This window comes from Homoserinibacter sp. YIM 151385 (assembly GCF_027912415.1).
GTDB lineage: Bacteria > Actinomycetota > Actinomycetes > Actinomycetales > Microbacteriaceae > Schumannella.
Map to the genome: position 1 here is coordinate 2585058 of NZ_CP115175.1, position 21717 is coordinate 2606774.

The window sequence follows — 21717 nt, forward strand, 5'->3', positions numbered from 1 at the left end:
CCGGGGCCGGGAGGGCGCGCCGGACGACCGTAGACTAGACGCATGCCCTTCGGCCCCCGGCCCACCGACATCCCCCGCATCCGGACCGCGCTGCGCGTCTACAAGGTCTCGTCGATCATCACCGGCAGCTTCCTCCTGCTGCTCGTCGTCATGATGGTGCTGCGCTACGGCTTCAACGTCGACATCGAGCTCGGCGGCCCCTTCGGGCTCCTCGCGCTCACGCCGAAGGAGGCGATCACGGGCGTCAACCTCTCGCTCGTGATCCTCACGGTGCACGGCTGGCTCTACGTCCTCTACCTCGGCTGCGACTTCGTGCTCTGGCGCCTCGTCCGCTTCTCCTTCGGGCGCTTCCTCTTCATCGCCCTCGGCGGGATCATCCCGCTGCTCTCCTTCTTCCTCGAGCGCCGCGTCCCGCGGCAGGTCGAGGACCGCATCGCGGCCGTGGAGGCCGCGGACGCCCCGTACGCCCCCGAAGTGGAAGCGAGCGCATGACCGCGACCGATGCCCGACCCGTCCTCGTCGTCGACTTCGGCGCGCAGTACGCCCAGCTGATCGCGCGCCGCGTGCGCGAGGCGAGCGTCTACTCCGAGATCGTGCCGCACACGATCACGGCGGAGGAGGTGCGCGCGAAGGACCCGCTCGGCATCGTCCTCTCTGGCGGCCCGTCCTCCGTGTACGAGCCGGGCTCCCCGGACCTCGACCCCGGCATCCTCCAGCTCGGGCTCCCCGTCTTCGGCATCTGCTACGGCTTCCAGGTGATGGCGCAGCAGCTCGGCGGCGAGGTCGCGAAGACCGGCAACCGCGAGTACGGCTCGACCGCCGTGACCCTCGCCGAGGGCGACTCCTCGCTGCTCGGCGGCCAGCCCGCGGCGCAGACGACGTGGATGAGCCACGGCGACTCGGTGGTCCGCGCGCCCGAGGGCTTCGAGGTCCTCGCCTCGAGCGAGGGGACCCCGGTCGCCGCCTTCGCGAGCGACGAGCGGAAGCTCTACGGCGTGCAGTGGCACCCCGAGGTGAAGCACTCCGAGCACGGGCAGCAGGTGCTCGAGAACTTCCTCCACCGCGCCGCCGGGATCCCCGCCGACTGGAACAGCGGCAACGTGATCGCCGAGCAGGTCGCGCGCATCCGCGAGCAGGTCGGCGCGGGCCGCGTCATCTGCGGGCTCTCCGGCGGCGTCGACTCGGCGGTCGCCGCGGCGATCGTCCACGAGGCGGTCGGCGACCAGCTGACCTGCATCTTCGTCGACCACGGCCTCCTCCGCCAGGGCGAGCGCGAGCAGGTCGAGAACGACTTCGTCGCCTCCACCGGCGTGCGGCTCGTGACGGTGGATGCCGTCGACCAGTTCCTGGACGCGCTCGCCGGGGTCAGCGACCCCGAGGAGAAGCGCAAGATCATCGGGCGCGAGTTCATCCGCACCTTCGAGCGCGCCGCCGAGGCGCTCGTGCTCGAGGCGAGGGCCGAGGGCGGCGAGGCCGTGAAGTTCCTCGTGCAGGGCACCCTCTACCCCGACGTCGTCGAGTCGGGCGGCGGCTCCGGCACCGCGAACATCAAGAGCCACCACAACGTCGGCGGGCTCCCCGAGGACCTCCAGTTCGAGCTCGTCGAGCCGCTGCGGACCCTCTTCAAGGACGAGGTCCGCGCGATCGGCCGCGAGCTCGGCCTCCCCGAGGTCATCGTCGGCCGGCAGCCGTTTCCGGGGCCCGGCCTCGGCATCCGCATCGTGGGCGAGGTCACCCGTGATCGCCTCGAGATCCTGCGTCAGGCCGACGCCATCGCGCGCGCCGAGCTGAGCCTCGCCGGCCTCGACGGCGAGATCTGGCAGTGCCCCGTCGTGCTCCTCGCGGACGTGCGCTCGGTGGGCGTGCAGGGCGACGGCCGCACCTACGGCCACCCCATCGTCCTCCGCCCCGTCTCCTCGGAGGATGCGATGACGGCCGACTGGACGCGCCTGCCCTACGAGGTGCTCGCCCGCATCTCGAACCGCATCACGAACGAGGTCCGCGAGGTGAACCGGGTCGTGCTCGACGTCACGTCGAAGCCGCCCGGGACCATCGAGTGGGAGTGACGCTCCCGCGCCCCGCACGAGCAGAGGGCCGGCATCCCGCGGGATGCCGGCCCTCGGCCGTGTGCGGGCCGTGCAGCCCGGCGCCGCGCTAGTTGCGCGGGAGGAAGTACGTGAGCAGGCGCAGGATCTCGAGGTAGAGCCAGACGACCGTCACCATGATGCCGAAGGCGCCGCGCCAGGCGAAGACGCGGGGCGCGCCGTTGCGGACGCCCTGCTGGATCGAGTCGAAGTCGAGCACGAGCGAGTACGCCGCGAGGATCACGACCACGACGCCCAGGATGACGCCGAGCGGGATGCCGAGGAAGGTCACGTCGCGCAGGCCGAACATCGAGTCCGTCACGCCGAAGAGCATGAGGCCCATGTTGACGAGCGAGAAGGCCGCGTAGCCGACCATCGCGACCAGGAAGATCTTGGTGGCCCGCTTCGAGGCGCGGACCTTGCCGCTCGCGAACAGCGCCAGGGTCACGCCCACGACGCCCAGGGTGCCGAAGACGGCCATCGGGACGATGCCGTCCCACATCTTCGCGAAGATGCCGGAAATGCCGCCCACGAAGAGGCCCTCGAATCCCGCGTAGGCGAGCACGAGCGCCGGCGAGGGCTGCTTCTTGAAGATGTTGACGAGCGCGAGGACGAAGCCGATGATCGCGCCGGGGAGGGCGAGGACCGGGAACATCCAGCCGATCACGGCGCCGATGAGCAGGACGCCGAAGCTGAGGACCGTCTTGACGATCGTGTCCTCGTAGGTCATGCGGCCCATCTCGTCCGGCTGCGCGGAGGGGCGGCCGTACTGCGCGGAGAGCTGCTCGGCGGAGACGTCGGCCGCGCGCGGCACCGGCGGCACACCGTTCTGCGAGAAGGCGGGATTGGCGAAGGCGGGATTGCTGCTGGCCATGGTGGTCGTGATTCCTCGTCGTCGTCGGATGACCGCCGTGCGATACGGCGATGCTGCGATTCTACGGAGCGAGGCTGGGTCCGGGCCGGGGACTTCGCCGGGAGCGGACGCGCGCGTCGATCAGCGCCGCGATCCACGCCCCGGCGACCGCGGAGGCCGCGACGAGCGCGAGGGCGACCGGGTACCGCCCGCCCGAGCCCGGGATCGTCTCGCCGACCGCGAGCGCCGCCGCGAGGGGGATGGGGAGCGCGAGCCAGGCGAGCGGGTGCCGGTGGCGGACGAGCAGCCAGCAGGCGACGGGCACGACGAGCACCACCAGGAAGCGCGGATTGCCGGAGATGAGCAGCCAGATCGCCGGCGTCGAGACCGCGGCGGCGAGGACGCGCCGCCAGCCCGCGCCCGGCAGGATCGCCCAGCCGGCCGCGTGGAGCGCGGAGCCCAGGTACAGCATCCACAGCATCCACTCGACGGCGCCGGCGATGGAGGCCGCGCCCGCCACGAGGAGGCCGAGGCCGAGGAGCGCGCGCTCTCGGACGGTCCCCCAGCGGGGCGGCGGCAGGATCGGCGGCCGCACGCGCTCAGCCGATCGCGCGGAGGACCATGGCCGCCATGAGCCAGATCGCGCCCGCGACGACGACGAGCCCGCCGCCGATGAGGAGGGCGGTGCGCATCGGCGACTCGCGGGCCTCGACGGCAGGCCCGGGCTCGGGCGCCGGCTCGGGCACCGACTCGCGCGTCGGCTCGAGCACCTGGATGCGGGCGCCGCAGCGGATGCAGAACTTCCAGCCCGGCTCGAGCTCGCCGCCGCACCCCGAGCACCCCGCCATGATGCGCTCAGACTAGCGTTGGCTCCGTGACCCGAGCTGCGCGTCCACAGATCATCGGCCACCGGGGCGCGAGCGGCTGGCGGCCGGAGCACACCCGGGAGGCCTACGAGCTGGCCTTCGCGCTCGGGGCCGATCTCGTCGAGCCCGACCTCGTCGCGACGCGCGACGGGGTGCTCGTGATCCGCCACGAGAACGAGATCTCGGGCACGACGGACGTCGCCTCGCATCCCGAGCTCGCGCACCTCCGCACGGCGAAGGAGATCGAGGGCCGGCGGCAGGAGGGCTGGTTCACGGAGGACCTCAGCTGGGCTCAGCTGCAGACGCTGCGAGCGGTCGAGCGGCTGCCGAGGCTGCGCCCGGCATCCACCGCCTTCGACGGGCGCAGCCCGATCCTGCGGCTCGAGGAGCTGCTCGCGCTCGTCGACGAGTGGAGCGCGCGGCAGGATCGCCCGATCGGGGTCGTCGCCGAGATCAAGCACGCCGACTACTTCGACTCCATCGGCCTCCCGCTCGACGAGCTCGCCGCGCCGATCCTCGGCGCCTGGGCCGCCGCCGACCCCGCACGGCTCATCGTCGAGTCCTTCGAGCAGACGGTGCTCGAGCGGCTCCGCGAGCGCGGCCTCCCCGGGCGCCGCGTCTACCTCGTCGAGGACTCGGGCTCGCCCGCCGACCTCCGCGCCCGGCACGGGCGCGCGGCCCTCCCCTATGCGGCCCACCTCACGGATGCGGGTCTCGCGCGGCTCGCGGCGACGCTCGACGGCGTCTCGGTCGCGAAGCCGCTCCTCGTCTCCGAGGGCCCGGACGGCGTCCGCACCGGCGATCTCGTCGACCGCATCCACCGGGCCGGCCTCGAGGCGTACCTCTGGACGCTCCGCCCCGAGAACCGCTTCCTGCTGCCGTCCTTCCGCCGCGGGCGCTCGCCGCGCGAGCACGGCGACTGGATGGGCGAGTTCCAGCTCGTCATGCGCACGGGTCTCGACGGCGTCTTCCTCGACCACCCGGATCTCGGCGTCGCGGCGCGCGCCGCCCTCGCCGAGCGTGCGGAGTGACGGACGTGCGCGGCCGGATTGGTTTCCGCCGTCCGAGACGCCCCGGATGTCCGCGCGGACGTACATGCCTCAGCGGTGATCGCGGCGACGAACCGCGGCCCGGACCGCCGCCTCGACCTGATCGAGGCGCGTCATGATCTGCAGATAGCTGAATCGGAGCACCCGGCGCCCGCGACGGCCGAGCTCCGCGTCGCGGTCTCGATCGGACTCGAATTCGGCACCGAGGTGGTGCGAACGTCCGTCGACCTCGATGACGAGTCGGTCGCCGACGAGGAAGTCGACCCGCCCTACGCCGTCGATGACGACCTGGCGTTGCACCGGCAGACGCATCTCGGTCAGGCGATGCCACAAGACCGTCTCGATGCCGGATTCGCAGACGCCGTCCACGCGCGCGAGCACCGTCTTCGCCGATGCGGGCGCGAGGAGCCGGAGCTCTTCCAGATCGATCGCGAAGCCGGGCCGACTGCGCAGCAGCGAGTCCGCTGCTGCCGCTCCGGCGACGGGCCCGTGGCACGCGATGAGGTCGAGGATCGCGCGTGCGGGTTCGACGACCAGGCACATGCGGTCGGCGTCGCGGCGCCGCCAGTGGATCCGCGTCGAGGGGGACGCCGGGCCGGTGCGGTGAGCTCCCCGCGGCAGCGCGACGTGGAGTCGGTCATCTGGCCAGGTCCATGCGCCGAGCGCCCGCAGTGCGGTCGCGCAGGTCGCGGGTCCTCCCACGCGCGCGCTCGCGAGCAGATCCGGCGGGAGTCCGGGTGCGGCGAAGACACCGCGGCGGACGCGGATCAGCCGGCCGCCGTCGACGAAGGATTCGAGCGCTCTTCTGGTGAGCCCGCCGCGCATGAGCTCCGCGGCGGAGTGGAGGCGATCCGGCTGAAGGCGCTCGAGCATCCGGCCACTGTCGCGCGGTGCAGCCGGCCACGGGGCGCAGCGGCGAATCGGTGGATGGGTACGGGGTGTGAAGGAGGGGCGAGTGCACCGCTGCGGACGCCAGCGCCTTGCGCGGGCGCGGAATCGGTGCCGAGGTCGGATGTCCGTAGCTCCGCGCCGGGCGGGCGGCGTCGGCGGGCCCGCCTAGACTCGGGTACGCGATGAGCATGGTCCTCGAGGGGTTCGACCCCGACCCAGAACCCGGCGCCGGCGGCGCGTCCCCCGGCGTCGACGAGCGCCTGCTCGAGGGGCTCAACCCCCAGCAGCGGGAGGCGGTGGTCTCGCGCGGCAAGGCCCTCCTCATCGTCGCGGGGGCCGGCTCCGGCAAGACGAGCGTCCTCACCCGCCGCATCGCGGGGCTGCTCGACAACCGCGAGGCGTGGCCGAGCCAGATCCTCGCGATCACCTTCACGAACAAGGCCGCCGCCGAGATGCGCGAGCGCGTGCATCAGCTCGTGGGGCAGGCCGCCGAGGGGATGTGGATCTCGACCTTCCACTCGGCGTGCGTCCGCATCCTGCGCCGTCAGGCCGAGGTGTTCGGCATGAAGTCGGGCTTCACGATCTACGACTCCGCCGACAGCCGCGCCCTCATCAAGCGGATCGTGAAGGAGCTGGATGCGGACACGCTCGGGTTCACGGTCGCGGGGGTCGCGGGCCGCATCTCGAAGATCAAGAACGAGCTGGGGGATGTCGAGGACTTCGCCCGGAACGCGAACTACGACGACCCCAAGGAGGCGGGCTTCGTCGAGATCTTCCGTCGCTACACGCAGGGGCTGCGCCGCGCGAACGCACTCGACTTCGACGATCTCATCGGCGAGACCGTGCACCTGTTCCGCAACTTCCCGGAGGTCGCGGCGCTGTACAGGCGGCGCTTCCGGCACGTGCTCGTCGACGAGTACCAGGACACGAACCACGCGCAGTACGCGCTCGTCCGCGAGCTCGTGCAGCCGGTCGAGCCGCAGCACGTCCCCGCCGACACCCGCACGCGCCGCGAGCCCGACGGCTCGATCGCGGGCGCGAGCCTCACGGTCGTCGGCGACTCGGATCAGTCGATCTACGCCTTCCGCGGCGCCGACATCCGCAACATCGTGGAGTTCGAGCGCGACTTCCCGGACACGAAGGTCATCCTCCTCGAGCAGAACTACCGCTCGACGCAGGTGATCCTCGATGCCGCGAACGCCGTCATCTCGAACAACTTCGACCGCAAGGCGAAGAACCTGTTCACGACGAGCGGCCGCGGCGAGCAGATCACCGGCTACACCGGCTACTCGGGCCACGACGAGGCGCAGTTCGTGGCGGACGAGGTCGAGGCGCTCCGCCAGAAGGGCGAGGGCTACGACGACATGGCGGTGTTCGTGCGCACGAACGCGCAGACCCGCCCGCTGGAGGAGATCTTCATCCGCTCGGCGATCCCGTACCGGATCCCCGGCGGCACGAAGTTCTACGACCGCGCCGAGATCAAGGACGCCATGGCGTACCTCATCCAGGTCGCGAACCCGGACGACGACCTGGCGCTCCGCCGCATCATGAACACCCCGCGCCGCGGCATCGGCCCGGCGACGGAGGCCGCGCTGCAGGCGCATGCCGATCGGCTCGGCGTGCCGCTCCGCGAGGCCCTCCGCGAGGTGGGGGAGGTCGGCCTCGGTCCCAAGGTCACGGGCGCGATCCGCGAGCTGTCGACCGTGCTCGACGAGGCGGCGGCGCTCGCGGCCGGCTCGAACACGGCATCCCCGGCGCCGCCGTCGGAGATCCTCGAGCTGCTGCTGCGCCGCACCGCCTTCATCGAGTCGCTCCGGGCCAGCCGGGACGCGCAGGACGAGGCGCGGGCGGAGAACCTCGAGGAGCTCCTCGCGCAGACGAAGGAGTTCCGCAAGCAGAACCCCGAGGGCACGCTCATCGACTTCCTCACGAACGTGGCGCTGCTCGCGGCGGCGGACGAGATCGACGACAGCGACGGCTCCGTCTCGATCATGACCCTCCACACGGCGAAGGGCCTCGAGTACGACACCGTCTTCCTGACGGGTGTCGAGGAGGGGCTCCTGCCCCACCAGATGTCGGCGGGCGAGCCCGGCGGCGTGCAGGAGGAGCGACGGCTGTTCTACGTGGGCGTGACGCGGGCCCGCAAGCGCCTCTTCCTCTCGCTCGCGATGACGCGCGCCCAGTTCGGCGAGACGAGCGTCGCGATGCCGAGCCGCTACCTGCAGGAGATCCCGATGGAGCTCGTGGAGTGGCGGCAGTCGCCCGGCATGGCGACCTCGCGCGGCGGGACCCAGCCGCGGGCGCTCAACGCGCGACGCGGGCCCGGCGAGGGCGGCGCGGCGGGCGGCCGCTTCAGCCTCCGCGACTCGCTCCCGGCCGCCGCATCCCGCCCGCCGCGGGAGAAGCGCGAGTGGACGAGCGCGGTCACGAACGCGGTGCGCGACAACGGCGACCTCGCCCTCGAGCCGGGCGACCGCATCCGGCACGCCGACTTCGGCGAGGGCCGGGTGACGGATGTCACGGGCGTCGGCCCGAAGCGGGTCGCGGAGGTGCAGTTCGAGCAGTCGGGGCGCAAGCGCCTGCTCATCAAGATCGCCCCGATCGAGAAGCTGTGAGTCGAGGGCTGAGCGGGGCTCGACTCCGCTAGGCTTCGGGCATCCCTTCCCCGATGGAGCCGGAGACCCTCATGCCCTCGAACACCGAGATCACCTTCAGCGTCGATGTCGCCGCGGCCCGCGCCGTCGTGATCGGCGCCCTCGAGGCGGAGGGCTACACGCTCTCGCCGTCCACCCCCGGCTGGTCGAAGGCGACCCGCGGCAGCATGCCGCTGACGCTGCTGCTCGGCGGCCTCGCCGGCAAGAACTTCCACGTCGGCTTCCTCGTGGGCGAGCGCGTCGACGAGCAGGGCCGCGCCTCGTTCCGCATCGATCGCGACCTCGCGACGGGCGCCGTCAAGGGCGGCGCGATCGGCGCGGTCCGCACCGACAAGGCCTACGTCTCGGCGGTCGAGGCGGTCGCGGCGGCGGCCCGCCGCGCGGGCGTGCTCGTCGAGCACCGCACGATCGCCTAACCCCCGTTCGGGTGGTACCTGCCTGGCGCGGGCGGACGTAGCATCATCGGGCGCGGATCCGCGCGATCCTCGATTTCCGGAGTTCCGTTGCCCCGTCTCGCGCCCCGCGCCGCCATCGCGCTCCTCGCCGCCGCCGCGCTCCTCTCAGCTCCTGTCGCCGTCGCGCCCGCCGCTGCGGCGCCGGCCAGCCAGCTCGCCGGCGTCGCGCTCGAGCGCAGCGACAACATGATCTATCCGATCCGCGACGGCTACGACGACACGGTCGTCCTCACCTTCGCGGGCTTCGCGGACACGGGCGAGCTCGTCGACGAGGCGGTGGAGGGCACCCTCCGCGTGCGCCTCGGCTCCAGGACGGTCGCGAGCTGGCCGATCCGCTCGAGCGCGCGGGCCGAGTTCAGGTGGGGCGGCCGGGTCGGCGGGGTCACGAAGGCCGGCACGTTCATCGCGACGGCGAGCATCACGAACGCGGACGGCGACGTGCTGCAGGATTCGACCTCCGTCAAGGTGAGCACGAAGCGCCTCGTGAAGAAGACGACGACGCAGAGGGTGTCCGCGCTCGCATCGCTCCGACGCTGCACCGATATCGAGGACGATTTCACGGCTCGGTGCTTCGAGGTTCTGTTCCCGAGGAACAGCGGCGGCATCAATTACTCGGGCGGTCGAGGCGGATCGGGATCCTGGGCGACTCGCGCCGTTCACGGCCTCGCCCTTCCCGCCGCCGTCCGCTCGAGCGTCGTACCGGCGAAATTCAGGGTGAGCAGCTCGATGGAGATCGAGGGTGGCACCGCGATCGCGGCCTGTCGAGCCTCGCGCTCGCTCAGCGGCTGCGGCGACAGCGGCACCGGATCCATGCGGACGACCAGCGGGACCCTCTCGTCCCCGACCGTGACGCTGTCGCCCCGGTCGACGCGCCTCAACTGGGCCGTGCTGCTGCGGGGCAAGGCCGACGCGATGGCGACGAGCTACACGATCACGACGACGACCTACTCGCTTCGCTGAGCCGCGCGAGCGCCTGGCGCGAGGGCAGCTCGCGGAGGGCGCGAGGCGCCAGCCGGTGCAGTGCGCGCACGATCCGCACGACGCGCGAGAAGCGCGCCGCGTCGTACCGCAGCCCGTAGGCCGAGCGCAGCGAGGGCGGCAGCAGCCCCGTCGTGAGCACGCGTACCCAGGGCATGGCGAGGCGCCCCCACCAGGGCACCGCGATGGGATGCAGGATGTCGTCCGCGATGCGCTGCGCGTCCTCGCCGACCGCCAGCCGCGAGCGCGCGTCGGCCCAGTAGGCGTCGAAGGCCTCGGGTCCGTCCGGCCACTCGCCCGGGGGCACCTGGAGCAGGGTCCCGATTGCGGCGGCCCGCTCGAGGATCTCAGCCCGAAGCGCCGGCTCCATCCGGCCGTGCAGCAGCTCGTGCACCTCGATCCCGGTCTGCGCGAGCGTCGCGGCAACCCAGAGCTGGCGCCCGGGGTCCCTGCCGCCTGGCACGCCTTCGTGCGCGCGGTCGACCATTGACGCCGCGAGCGCGCGCAGCTCGGCGCCGCCGAGCGCGACGGCGTAGACGTAGCCGAGCGTGTGTCGGAGGCGGCGCATCGGCTCGCGCGCGAAAGCGCTGTGCGCGGCGACGCCGGCCGCGACCACGGGGTCGGCGACCTGCAGCAGGATCGCCGCGGGACCGCCGAGCACGAGCGCCCCGTCACGGGTGTAGCGCTCGAAGGCGGGAGAGCCGGGCATGCCCCATGGTCGCACCCGGCCGGGAGAAGAACCCGGGAAGTTTCCTCCGCGATCCGGCCGCCCGGCTGATCGGCCCCCGCGCGAGCCGGTAGAGTGGCCGATGGCCGATTTCTCTCGACATCGACATATCTCGGCGTCGAGACTGCGGCTGCCCACCCCCGACCATCCGACGCGATTGGGATGAATTCAGCGTGGATCTCTACGAGTACCAGGCCCGTGATCTGTTCGAGAAGTACGGTGTGCCGGTGCTCCCGGGCATCGTCGCCGACACCCCGGAGGCGGTGCGCGCGGCCTCCGAGCAGCTCGGCGGCGTGACCGTCGTCAAGGCGCAGGTGAAGACCGGCGGCCGCGGCAAGGCCGGCGGCGTCAAGGTCGCGAAGACCCCCGAGGATGCGGAGGCCGCCGCGCGCGACATCCTCGGCCTCGACATCAAGGGCCACGTGGTCAAGCGCGTCATGGTCGCCGCGGGCGCCGACATCGCGGAGGAGTACTACTTCTCCGTGCTACTCGACCGGGCCGAGCGCTCCTACCTCTCCCTCGCCTCCTTCGAGGGCGGCATGGAGATCGAGCAGCTCGCGGAGGAGCGCCCCGAGGCACTCGCGCGCATCGAGGTCGTGCCGGGCGAGGGCATCACCCTCGAGAAGGCGACCGAGATCGCGACCGCGGCCCGCTTCCCGGCCGAGCTCGTCGAGAAGGTCGCGCCCGTGCTCGTGAAGCTCTACGAGGTCTACACGGGCGAGGACGCGACGCTCGTCGAGGTCAACCCGCTCGTGCTCACGGGTGCCGGCGACATCGTCGCCCTCGACGGCAAGATCACGCTCGACGAGAACGCCGGCTTCCGCCACGCGGAGCACGAGGCGCTCGAGGACAAGGACGCCGCCGACCCGCTCGAGGCGAAGGCGAAGGCGAACGACCTCAACTACGTGAAGCTCGACGGCCAGGTCGGCATCATCGGCAACGGCGCGGGCCTCGTCATGTCGACGCTCGACGTCGTCAGCTACGCGGGCGAGGCGCACGGCGGCGTGAAGCCGGCGAACTTCCTCGACATCGGCGGCGGCGCCTCGGCGGAGGTCATGGCGAACGGCCTCGACGTCATCCTCGGCGACGCGCAGGTCAAGAGCGTCTTCGTCAACGTCTTCGGCGGCATCACCGCCTGCGACGCCGTCGCGAACGGCATCGTGAAGGCGCTCGAGATCCTCGGCGACGCCGCGACGAAGCCGCTCGTGGTGCGCCTCGACGGCAACAAGGTCGAGGAGGGCCGTCAGATCCTCGCCGACGCGAACCACCCGCTCATCTCGCTCGCGACCACCATGGACGACGGCGCCGCGAAGGCCGCCGAGCTCGCGAACGCGGCCGCCTGAGCCCCGCCGGATCACCGATCAAGGACTGAACAGAACATGTCGATCTTCCTCAACAAGGACTCCAAGGTCATCGTCCAGGGCATCACCGGCGGCGAGGGCACCAAGCACACGGCGCTCATGCTCAAGGCCGGGACCCAGGTCGTCGGCGGCGTGAACGCCCGCAAGGCCGGCACGACCGTCAGCCACACCGCGCAGGACGGCTCCTCGGTCGAGCTGCCCGTGTACGGCACCGTCGCGGAGGCGATGGCCGAGACCGGCGCCGACGTCTCGATCGCCTTCGTGCCCCCGGCCTTCGCGAAGGACGCGATGATCGAGGCCGTGGATGCCGGCATCCCGCTCCTCGTCGTCATCACGGAGGGCATCCCCGTGCAGGACACGGCGGAGGCCTGGGCTCACGCGAAGGCGAAGGGCACGACGCGCATCATCGGCCCGAACTGCCCCGGCATCATCACGCCCGGGGAGTCGCTCGTCGGCATCACGCCCGCCACGATCACGGGCACGGGCCCGATCGGCCTCGTCTCGAAGTCGGGCACGCTGACCTACCAGATGATGTTCGAGCTCCGCGACTTCGGCTTCTCGACCGCGATCGGCATCGGCGGCGACCCCATCGTCGGCACGACCCACATCGACGCGCTCGCCGCCTTCGAGGCGGACCCCGAGACCGAGGCGATCGTCATGATCGGCGAGATCGGCGGCGACGCCGAGGAGCGCGCGGCCGAGTTCATCAAGGCGAACGTGACGAAGCCGGTCGTCGGCTATGTCGCCGGCTTCACCGCCCCCGAGGGCAAGACGATGGGCCACGCGGGCGCGATCGTCTCCGGCTCCGCGGGCACCGCGCAGGCGAAGAAGGAGGCCCTCGAGGCCGCCGGCGTGAAGGTCGGCAAGACGCCGAGCGAGACCGCGCAGCTCATGCGCGAGATCCTCGAGCAGCGCTAGCGGCATCCGCGCCCCCGAACTGGGGGCGAGGGAACACGACGACCCCGGGTCTTCCCCGGGGTCGTCGCCGTCTCCCGGGGTCTAGCGTCGGAGACGCGCGGGGCGTCGAGGCTCCGCGCGTCCACACTCGCGACCCGAAAGCGAAGTTCGATGCCTCTTGCCCTGCCCCAGCGCGCTCTCGCCGCGATCGCCGCGGTCGGACTGCTCGTCGGAGGGCTCACCCTCCTGCCGGCTGCCGCTGCATCCGCCGCCGACGGCGTCCTCGACGCCTCGAACTCCGGGCCGACGGCGGCGACCTCGATCACGGCACAGATCACCTGGGCGCAGACATTCCAGCCGACGTGGTCGAGCTCGCTCACCCGCGTCGACATCATGGCCCCTGGCGTGTCCGCCGTCTCGCTGCAGAGCGTCTCGAACGGCTCGCCGACCGGCACCGTGCTGTCGAGCGGGACGATCGGCGCTCCCGCGGCCGACGGCTGGGCCAGCGCCACCTTCGCCTCGCCGGCTCAGGTCACCGCAGGCGCGCAGTACGCGATCGTCTTCGTCGCGAACGGGGCGCTCTCGGTGACGGGGGACTCGTACCCGGACGGCAATCTGGTCTACCAGGAATCGAGCTCGCGCTGGAACTCCTACCCTGAGTACGACACCTCGTTCCGCACCTACCTGGGCACGCCCCCGACGATCACGGGCGGCTCCTTCGAACTCCGCCGCGGCGCCGTCGCCTCGGGCGTCGATCTCGCGGTCACCCCGTCCACGGCAACCCTCTCGCTCGCACCGGGCAGCGCCGCCCTTCCAGCGGGTCTCGGCTTCTCGGGGCACTCGATCGTCGGCACCCCGCGGGAGTCGGTGACGCGCACCGTGACGGTCCGCGCAACGAACGACGGCATCACCCGCGACGCGCAGGTGACGCTCACGGTCAAGGGCATCCCGTCTGCGATCACGGGCGTCGCGGGCGAGGGGCACGACGGCGCCGTCCTCCTCACCTGGAACGCGCCGGCGGATGCGGGCAACGGCGGTGCGCTCACCTACCGGGTGCGCGTGACGGAGGCCGAGAGTGGCGCCGCGGTCGCGACGATCACCACGAGGGGCCGCGCCATCATGTTCGTCGACCTCGACAACGCGAAGGACTACCGCTTCGAGGTCGACGCGCACAACGCTGACGTCGAGGGCTGGAGCCCTTCCGTCACCGCGGTCGTCGCGCCGCCCGCTGCACCCTCTGCGCCCCGGAAGCTCGCGGTCGAGGAGGACGACGAGCGGATCACCCTGCGCTGGGACGCCCCCGCGAGCGACGGCGGCTCGCCGATCGTCCGCTACGAGGTCACCCTCGACGGCGGCGCCAGCTGGACTCCGCAGACCTCCCCGCTCGTGCTCTCGGGTGCGAACGGCGAGGAGATCCAGGCGTCGGTGCGTGCACACAACCGCTCGCGCCAGAGCGAGGCCGTCTCGACGGCCGGCACCCCGCGGACCGTCCCCGACGCCCCCGCGATCAGCGCGGTCTCGCCGCGTGACGGCGCCGTGGATGTCGCCTGGTCGGCTCCCGACTGGAACGGCGGCTCGGCCATCACGGGCTACCTCGTGCAGCACCGCGAGGTCGACACCCTCACGTGGTCGGGCTCCGGGCGGTCGCCGGCGAGCGAGCGCGAGGCGCCCGTGACCGGCCTCCAGAATGGCGTGACGTACGAGTTCCGGGTGATCGCGCTCAACGAGGCGGGCGAGAGCGAGGCCTCGGACGCCGAGACCGAGATCCCGTTCCGCGCCCCGGACGCGCCGAGCCTGAAGCTCACCGCGCAGGGAGACGGCACGCTCGACTTCGCGTGGTCAGCACCGGAGTTCGACGGCGGTCGCGCGATCGAGGGCTGGTTGCTCGAGTACCGGGCTGAGGGCGACGCGGGCTGGACGGGCTACAGCGAGCCCCCGCTCGGCACCACGACGGCGACGGTCGAGGGCCTCGTGCCCGGCACCGACTACGCGTTCCGGGTGCGCGCGGTCAACGAGGCCGGCGCCGGGGAGGGCTCGGCGCCGGTCGACGCCCGCTTCGCGGTCGCCTCGGACGCTCCGACCGAGCTCACGGCGGTGCCGCAGGACGGCGCGGTCGAGCTGAGCTGGCGGGCTCCGGCCGAGCTCGGCGGCTCGGATGCGACCCGCTACGAGATCGTCTGGTCGTGGGAGGGCGTGCAGCGCTCGAACGAGATGATCGTCGTCGGCACCACCGCGACGGTGGAGGGCCTGCGCAATGGGACGCCCGTCATCTTCCGGGTGCACGCGATCACCGCGGCGGGCACGGGCGATGACGCGACCGTGACGGCGACGCCGTTCGGGGTCTCGATCGAGCTGCGGGATGCGGAGGGCGAGGAGCTCGCCGAGCTCCACCCGGGCGACGAGTTCACGATCGCCGACTCGCAGCTGCCCGCGGGCACCGAGGTGAGCGCAGAGCTCCACTCGACGCCCGTCGCGCTCGGCTCGGCGACCGTCGGCGCCGACGGCGCGCTCGCCATCGACACGGCGATCCCGGCCGGCGCCGAGCTCGGCCGCCACACGGTCGTCGTCGAGCTCGACGTGCCCGGCGTCGGCGTGCAGACGGCGCGCGTCCCGGTGCGCATCACGGCGGCGCCGGAAAACGCGACCGCCGCGGCGGGTCTCGCCCTCACCGGGGGAGATGCGGCGCCCATCGGGCTCGCCGCGCTCCTCCTGCTCGGACTGGGCGCGGTGCTGACTCGCCGCACCCGGGGTGCGCTCGGCTCCTGATCCAGCCGGACGCACCGGGAGCGGATGCCGCCTCCCCCGACGGGGCGGCATCCGCCCCCCCCCCCGAAGTGGGGGAGGTGCAGGCGGACGGCCCCGGGGAAACCCCGGGGCCGTCCGCGCGTTCCGGCGTCTAGCGTCGGGACGGCGTGGGGCCTCGTGGCGCCGCGCCTCCGTCCCGCGCGACCCGAAAGCGACGCCCATGCCCCTCTCCCTCTCCCGGCGTGCGCTCGTCGCGCTCGCGGCGGTCCTCACGCTGACGACCGGATTGCTCCTCGTGCCGGCCGGCGCCGCGCACGCGGCCTCGACGCTCGACCAGGAGAACCTGGGCCCCAGGGAGGCGACGGCGACGAACAGCGTGATGTACGCGCAGACCTTCACCGCCGGGCTCAGCGGGCGGCTCGTCGAGGCGCAGTTCTCCGTCGTTGACGATGCGACCGGGGCGCTCCAGCTCATGACGGTCCGCGACGGGAATCCGGATGCGCTCCTCGCGACGGCGGTGTCCGCGGGCTCGGCGGACGGCCTCACGAGCTGGACCTTCGATCCCGCGCCGCCGGTCACGGCGGGGACCCGCTACGCGCTCGTCGTCCCCTCGGGCGGGCTCTCCGCGACGGTGATGACGCGCGAGCAGTACCCGCGCGGCGCGGCCGTGGTCCACCACGAGGGAGCGTGGCGGTCATTCGAGGGGTGGTACGACTTCCGTTTCCGGACCTTCGTCGACGCGACGCCGCCGACCGTCGCCGGCGGCAGCTTCGAGGCCCGACGCGACGTGGCGGTCTCCGGCATCGACCTGGGCGTCACGCCGTCGACCGCCGTGCTCGCACTCGCCCCGGGCAGCGACCCGCTCCCCGCCGGTCTCCGCATCTCGGGGCACACGATCAGCGGCACGCCGACGGAGTCGGTGACCCGCACCGTCAGGGTCCGCGCCACGAACGACGGCATCGTCGCGGACGCGGACGTGACGCTCGCCGTGCGCGGCGTGCCGAGTGCGGTCAGGGGGCTTCGGGGCACGGGGCTCGATGGCGCCGTCGGCCTGAGCTGGGACGCCCCGCAGGATGCGGGGAACGGCGGGATGATCACCTACCGGATCGTCGTCGCCGAGGTGGGCGGCGATCCGATCGCCACGTACTGGACCGGTGGCCGCCAGGCCCTGATCGACTCGCTCGACAACGCGAAGCGCTACCGCGTCGAGATCGTCGCGATGAATGCGCAGGGCGGCGGCTTCGGGCCCCCTGAGTCCCTGGTCGTGGACCCGCCGGCCGCGCCATCGGCACCGCGGGAGCCGGTCGTCGAGGGGTCCGACGGGGCCATCGCGGTCAGCTGGGGCGCGCCCGCCTCGGACGGCGGCTCGCCGATCCTCGGCTACGAGGCCAGCATCCGCGGCGGCGACTGGCGGCAGGTCACCTCGCCGCTCGTCGTCGACGGCGTGAACGGGGAGCCGATCGAGGTGCTCGTGCGCGCCCGCAACCGCGCACGGCACGGGTCGTCGCTCGCCGTCTCCGGCACCCCGCGCACCGTCCCCGGCGCGCCCGAGGTGCGGGACCTCGTGCCGCAGGACGGCGCGATGGAGCTCGAGTGGTCGGCGCCCGCCTCGGACGGCGGCGCGGCGATCACGGGCTACGTCGTCGAGCACCGCGCGATGGGCGAGTCGCGGTGGACGGCCTCCGCACCGAGCCCGGCCTCGGCGCGGAGCGCCCGGGTGACGGGTCTCGAGAACGGCGTGCGGTACGAGATCCGTGTGCTCGCGCGCAACGGGGCCGGCGACGGGCGGCCCTCGGGCATCTGGTCGACGAAGCCCCTGAGCGCCCCCGGAGCGCCCCGGCTCGAGCTCGCGGGCCAGGGCGACGGCACGATCGAGCTGCGCTGGCGGGCGCCGGCCCTCGACGGCGGCAGCCCGGTGACCGGCTGGACGCTCGAGGTGCGCGCGGCGGACGAGGCGAGCTGGCGCGCCCATGCCGCCTACGGGTCCGCGGCGCGGACCGCGACGGTGCAGGGCCTGCGTGCCGGCACGGACTACCTCCTCCGGCTGCGGGCCGTGAACGAGGCGGGCGCCGGCGCGGCCTCCGAGGCGGTCGAGGCGCGGGTCGCGGCGGCCGCCGGCGCGCCCGCCGCGCTCGCGGCCCGGCCGCTCGACGGCGCCCTCGCCCTGAGCTGGGAGGCACCCGCCCAGGACGGCGGCTCGCCGGTCACGGGCTACGAGATCGCCTGGACGGCCCCGGGTCTGCCGCGATCCGAGGTGCAGACGGTGACGGGCACGAGCGCGAGGATCGAGGGCCTCGCCAACGGCACGCCGGTCACCGTCCGGGTGTCGGCGGTCACGGCCGCGGGCCGGGGCGAGGCCGCCTCCGTCGTCGCGACGCCCTTCATCCTCTCGCCGGTCCTCCTCGGCGCCGGCGGGAGCGAGCTCGCGTCGGTCGCGGCCGGCGGCACGATCGTCGTCGCCGACACCGGGCTCCCGGAGGGCACCCGGGCCACGGCCGAGCTGCACTCGACACCGGTGGAGCTCGGGGAGGCGAGGGTCGGTGCCGACGGCCGTCTCCGGATCGAGGCCCGCGTCCCCGCGACGACCGAGCCGGGACGCCACACCGTCGTCCTCCGGGTGGAGGTGCCGGGCGCCGGAGTCAGCGAGGCCCGCATCCCGCTCCGGGTCACCGCGGCCGGGTCCGCGGCCGAGTCGTCGGACGGCTCCGTGGCGGCGGTGCTCGCCGCCACGGGCGGCGACGCGGCACCCCTCGGGCTCGCCGCGCTCCTCCTGCTCGCCCTCGGCGCGAGCCTGCTCCGCCGCGGCCGGCGCGCCGGGGTCTCCTGAGCCCGGTGCTCAGCGCAGCTGGCGGCGCGAGCGCAGGCCCAGCTTCGCGAGGGCCCTGGCGAGGTGGTACTCGACCGTCTTGACCGCGACGTGGAGCTCGTCGGCGATCTCCCGGTTGAGCCGGCCCGCCGCGGCGAGCTCCGCGACCTCCCGCTCACGGGGGGTCAGCGCCGACCAGGATGCGGCCGGCGCCGGCCTCGCCGAGCCCTCGCGCGGCGTGCTCGGCGTGGTCCCCGCGAGACCGAGGCGCACGGCGGCCGCGCGGGCCAGGCGGAGCGTCGTCGCCGCCTCGTCGCCGGCACCCGCCCGTCCGAGTGCGCCGCCGAGCGACTCGAGGGCGACCGCCCGCGCCCAGGGGGTCTCGGCGAGGTCGCTCGCCGCGGCCGCCTCGCGGTATGCCGTCACCGCGCCCGCGGCATCCCCGCGCAGCTCCGCCGCGAGGCCCAGCACCCACTGCGGGTGGCCGAACAGCGCCGAGGCGCCCTCCGGGACCCGGGCGAGCTGCGCCCGCGCCTCCGCCTCCCGTCCGAGCCGCACGAGCGCCTCCGCGCGGAGCACCCGCCAGCCGCCCGCGCCGGCCGCATCGACCGTCGCGCCGACCGCGGAGCCCTCGAGCCCCTCGAAGGCGAGCAGCACCCCCTCGGGGTCGCCGCGCCCGCGCTCGAGGAGCGCCGTCGCCACCGTGATGATCCCCGTCGTCTGCGGCACCGGGCGGCGCCGCTCGTGCTCGCGGGCGGCGCGGATGCGGCGCGCGGCCGACTGCAGCTCGCCCCGCTGGGCGTCGAGCATCGCGAGGACGGTGTGCGCCATCCCGTCGCTGAGCGACTCGCCGCTCGTGAGGGAGAGCCCCAGGATCTCCTCCGCATCCCGTTCGGCGCCCGGCCAGTCGCCCGTCGCGTACCCCGAGAACGCGGTCATGGCGAGCGCGAGCTGGAGCACCGGCGTCGAGCCGCTCGCGCGTGCCTCCGCGACCGCCTGCGCGAACACGGCGGAGGACTCCCGGTGCTGCCCGCCGTAGAGCGCCACCTGGCCGAGCATGATGCGCGCCTCCGCGTTCCCCATGGCGACGGGGCGGTCGTCGCCGGGATGGAGGAGCTCGCCGATCGCGGGACGCGGGTCGCCGAGGCCCCCGATCCACTGCGCGCCCGCGAGCAGCAGTCGGCGCCGCTGCTCGTGCGCGGACTCGGCGGCCGCCTCGAGGGGGGATGCCGTGGCCGGCGCGGCGTCCGGCTCGCGTGCGGCGGCCAGCACGGCGTCCGGATCGCCCGCGGCCCAGGCGAGCCCGCCCTCCACGACCGCGCGGAAGGCGGAGCCGCGTCCCGCCTCCTCGCCGAGGGCGCGGACGCGGCGGCGGGCCAGGTCGAAGTCGCCGGCCACGAAGTCGAGCCCGGCGAGTGCGAGCTCCCGTCGCGGCGAGGCCGGCAGCCCCTCGAGGGCGGGGGCGAGCGACCGGGCGAGCGTCTGCTCGTCGGCGAGCGTCGCGAGCTCGGCCGCCTGGAGGAGCAGCAGCGCGCGGGCGGCCGCGTCCCGTCGCACGCCGGCCGCCCGGGCGGCGTGTCGCGCGGCGAGCGCGAGCCGCCCCGCCCGCGCGGCCTCCGCCGCCGCGTCCGCGAGCTCGTCGGCGACGGCCTCGTCCGTCAGCTCCGTCGCGGCGAGGAGGTGGGTCGCGCGCCGCTCACCCTCGAACTGCTCGGCCACCGCCGCGTGGAGTGCCCGACGGCGGGCGTCGGGGAGCGCGTGCCGGATGCCCTCGCGAATGCGGGCGGAGGCGATCCGCACCTCCCGCTGCCCGATGTCGTCGGCGAGGTCGAGGAGGCCCGTGCGCATGGCGTCGTCGAGGGACACCTCGAGGCCGGTCAGCTCGGAGATGGCGAGGACGGTCGACAGCGGCACCGCATCCCCCGCGACCGCGGCGATCGCGAGGAGGGCGCGCCCCGTGTCGCCGCAGCCGGCGAGGCGGACCTCGAGCTCCTCGGCGAAGGCGCTCGGGACGGGCAGCGAGTCCGGCACGCGCACGCGCAGCCGCGGGCCGAGCCCGTCGATGGCCGTCACGAGGTGCAGCGGGTTGCCGTCGGTGAGCTCCGTCAGGCGGGCCGCATCCGCGGGTCGCAGCCCCTCGACGCCGCGCTCGAGCGCGAGCCGCGCGACGGCCGCCCTGCCGAGCCCGTCGAGCCGGAGGACGCGGGCTCGCTCGCCGGATGTGCCGCGCGTGAGGAGGGCGTGCATCCGCCCCTGCGGCCGGCTCGCGACGACGACGAGCACGCGCCCGTGACGCAGCCGGCGGAGCGCCCGCCAGATCGTGTCGGCGCTCGCCGCGTCGAGCTCCTGCGCGTCGTCGATCGCGATCAGGAGTGGGTGCTCCTCGGCGGCGGCGGCGCAGGCGGCGAGGAGGCCGGCCGCCGTGGCCGCGGTGTCCGCCCCCGCGCGGCGCCGCCTCGCGCCGAGCGCCGCGAGCAGCGCGTCGACGCCCGCGTTGGGGTCGCCGCCGACCTCCCGGGCCGAGAGCTCGACGATGCGCGTCTCGACGGCGCGCCCGGCGAGTCGGTCCAGCAGCCAGGTCTTGCCGCTGCCGAGCTCGCCCTCGATCACGATGACCTGCGGCTCGGCGCCGCGGGCGCGCTCCAGCGCGGCGGCGAGCCGCGACTCCTCGACCGGACGCTGGACCACGGGACCTCCAGGACTGGGGGTGCGCCTGCATCCTCCCAGGGTCAGACCCTAGGGGATCGCGTGCTGCCGGGGCGCGATCCGGTAGTCGAAGGAGCCGGTGTAGCGGAACACCTCGCCGAGGAGCGGCGCGCGCATCCGCAGGTCGACGCGCTGTCGACCCGCCGGACCGATGCGCTCGTCGAGCTCGACGACGGCGAGCGGCGGGAGGGGCAGGCGCAGCGGGCCGAGCCGCAGCCAGAGCCGCTCCGAGCGCATCCGCATGCCGCCGTCGACGACGTGGAGCGCGAGCCGCACCTCGAGGCCGCCGCGGCGGCCCAGCCGGTCGTGGAGCTCGCCGTCGACGACCGACATGCGGTCGAGCATGACCCGCGAGCGTCCCGGGAACTCGAAGGTGCGACGGGCGCGCAGCCCGTCGCCGTCCGGCGTGTTCGTCGTCGTGAAGGGGATGTCGCGGCCGAGCTCCGGGAACAGCACGCCCCGCCACGCGAGCCACGACCACAGCGGCCGCAGCCAGCGCACCCGCGAGCCGGCCTCCTCGTACACGCCCGTGCCGTGCCCGACGCAGCCCTCCGGCGGCGCCGAGAAGTAGGCGAGGAGGCGGGGGTCGAGCTGCGCGAAGCGCGCCCCGAGCACCCGCTGGGTCACCGACTCGGCCATGAGGGC

General features: G+C 73.8%; 17 protein-coding genes. 10 read left to right on the plus strand and 7 right to left on the minus strand.

Annotated elements, in window-relative coordinates; all coding sequences use genetic code 11:
• Positions 1–42 precede the first annotated feature (42 nt).
• Complete coding sequence (locus OF852_RS12570) at positions 43–492, plus strand: DUF3817 domain-containing protein (protein ID WP_271119498.1); 450 nt, start codon at positions 43–45, stop codon at positions 490–492.
• Complete coding sequence (gene guaA / locus OF852_RS12575) at positions 489–2066, plus strand: glutamine-hydrolyzing GMP synthase (protein ID WP_271119499.1); 1578 nt, start codon at positions 489–491, stop codon at positions 2064–2066. The genes OF852_RS12570 and guaA overlap by 4 nt, the downstream gene beginning before the upstream one ends.
• A gap of 88 nt (positions 2067–2154) precedes the next feature.
• Here guaA and OF852_RS12580 read toward each other — a convergent pair whose 3' ends face one another.
• The 3 genes from OF852_RS12580 to OF852_RS12590 all read right to left on the minus strand — a co-directional run bounded on the left by OF852_RS12580 (position 2155) and on the right by OF852_RS12590 (position 3785).
• The gene (locus tag OF852_RS12580; RefSeq protein WP_271119500.1) at positions 2155–2958 is read right to left on the minus strand and encodes a Bax inhibitor-1/YccA family protein; all 804 of its coding nucleotides are present in this window, start codon (positions 2956–2958) and stop codon (positions 2155–2157) included.
• 61 nt (positions 2959–3019) lie between these two features.
• Positions 3020–3532 carry a hypothetical protein gene (locus tag OF852_RS12585; protein WP_271119501.1) on the minus strand — a complete coding sequence of 171 codons (513 nt, stop codon included), beginning with the start codon at positions 3530–3532 and terminating at the stop codon, positions 3020–3022.
• A 4-nt stretch (positions 3533–3536) separates the two neighbouring features.
• Positions 3537–3785, minus strand: coding sequence for a hypothetical protein (locus tag OF852_RS12590; RefSeq protein ID WP_271119502.1), 249 nt, complete (start codon positions 3783–3785; stop codon positions 3537–3539).
• 26 nt (positions 3786–3811) lie between these two features.
• Here OF852_RS12590 and OF852_RS12595 point away from each other — a divergent pair, with 26 nt between their 5' ends.
• Positions 3812–4834, plus strand: coding sequence for a glycerophosphodiester phosphodiesterase family protein (locus tag OF852_RS12595; protein ID WP_271119503.1), 1023 nt, complete (start codon positions 3812–3814; stop codon positions 4832–4834).
• Positions 4835–4903: 69 nt separating this feature from the next.
• Here the strand turns inward: OF852_RS12595 and OF852_RS12600 are convergent, their stop codons facing one another.
• Entirely contained in the window at positions 4904–5725 is an 822-nt protein-coding gene (locus OF852_RS12600) for a DUF559 domain-containing protein (RefSeq protein ID WP_271119504.1), read from the minus strand.
• A gap of 200 nt (positions 5726–5925) precedes the next feature.
• Between OF852_RS12600 and OF852_RS12605 the strand changes: the two genes are divergently transcribed.
• From OF852_RS12605 to OF852_RS12615, 3 genes are all read left to right on the plus strand, one after another.
• Positions 5926–8358 (plus strand): ATP-dependent helicase, encoded by a 2433-nt coding sequence (locus OF852_RS12605; RefSeq protein ID WP_271119505.1) that lies wholly within the window; start codon positions 5926–5928, stop codon positions 8356–8358.
• A gap of 71 nt (positions 8359–8429) precedes the next feature.
• The gene (locus OF852_RS12610; protein ID WP_271119506.1) at positions 8430–8813 is read left to right on the plus strand and encodes a hypothetical protein; all 384 of its coding nucleotides are present in this window, start codon (positions 8430–8432) and stop codon (positions 8811–8813) included.
• Between the two features lie 87 nt (positions 8814–8900).
• Positions 8901–9812: a hypothetical protein gene (locus OF852_RS12615; RefSeq protein WP_271119507.1), complete on the plus strand. Its 912-nt coding sequence runs from the start codon at positions 8901–8903 to the stop codon at positions 9810–9812.
• On the opposite strand, the gene OF852_RS12620 is transcribed toward OF852_RS12615, so the two are convergent.
• On the minus strand, positions 9784–10539 hold the full coding sequence (locus OF852_RS12620) for an oxygenase MpaB family protein (protein ID WP_271119508.1): 756 nt from the start codon (positions 10537–10539) through the stop codon (positions 9784–9786). The two genes, OF852_RS12615 and OF852_RS12620, sit on opposite strands and share 29 nt — an antisense overlap.
• Before the next feature lie 191 nt (positions 10540–10730).
• Here OF852_RS12620 and sucC point away from each other — a divergent pair, with 191 nt between their 5' ends.
• From sucC to OF852_RS12640, 4 genes are all read left to right on the plus strand, one after another.
• The gene (sucC, locus tag OF852_RS12625) at positions 10731–11900 is read left to right on the plus strand and encodes an ADP-forming succinate--CoA ligase subunit beta (RefSeq protein WP_271119509.1); all 1170 of its coding nucleotides are present in this window, start codon (positions 10731–10733) and stop codon (positions 11898–11900) included.
• Between the two features lie 36 nt (positions 11901–11936).
• Positions 11937–12836 (plus strand): succinate--CoA ligase subunit alpha, encoded by a 900-nt coding sequence (sucD, locus tag OF852_RS12630; RefSeq protein WP_271119510.1) that lies wholly within the window; start codon positions 11937–11939, stop codon positions 12834–12836.
• 150 nt (positions 12837–12986) lie between these two features.
• Positions 12987–15581: a fibronectin type III domain-containing protein gene (locus OF852_RS12635; RefSeq protein WP_271119511.1), complete on the plus strand. Its 2595-nt coding sequence runs from the start codon at positions 12987–12989 to the stop codon at positions 15579–15581.
• Between the two features lie 199 nt (positions 15582–15780).
• A complete protein-coding gene (locus OF852_RS12640) occupies positions 15781–18387 on the plus strand; it encodes a fibronectin type III domain-containing protein (protein ID WP_271119512.1) in 2607 nt (868 codons plus the stop codon).
• A 9-nt stretch (positions 18388–18396) separates the two neighbouring features.
• On the opposite strand, the gene OF852_RS12645 is transcribed toward OF852_RS12640, so the two are convergent.
• Positions 18397–21054 (minus strand): LuxR C-terminal-related transcriptional regulator, encoded by a 2658-nt coding sequence (locus tag OF852_RS12645; RefSeq protein WP_271119513.1) that lies wholly within the window; start codon positions 21052–21054, stop codon positions 18397–18399.
• Between the two features lie 48 nt (positions 21055–21102).
• Complete coding sequence (locus tag OF852_RS12650; RefSeq protein WP_271119514.1) at positions 21103–21711, minus strand: DUF4166 domain-containing protein; 609 nt, start codon at positions 21709–21711, stop codon at positions 21103–21105.
• Positions 21712–21717: the final 6 nt, after the last annotated feature.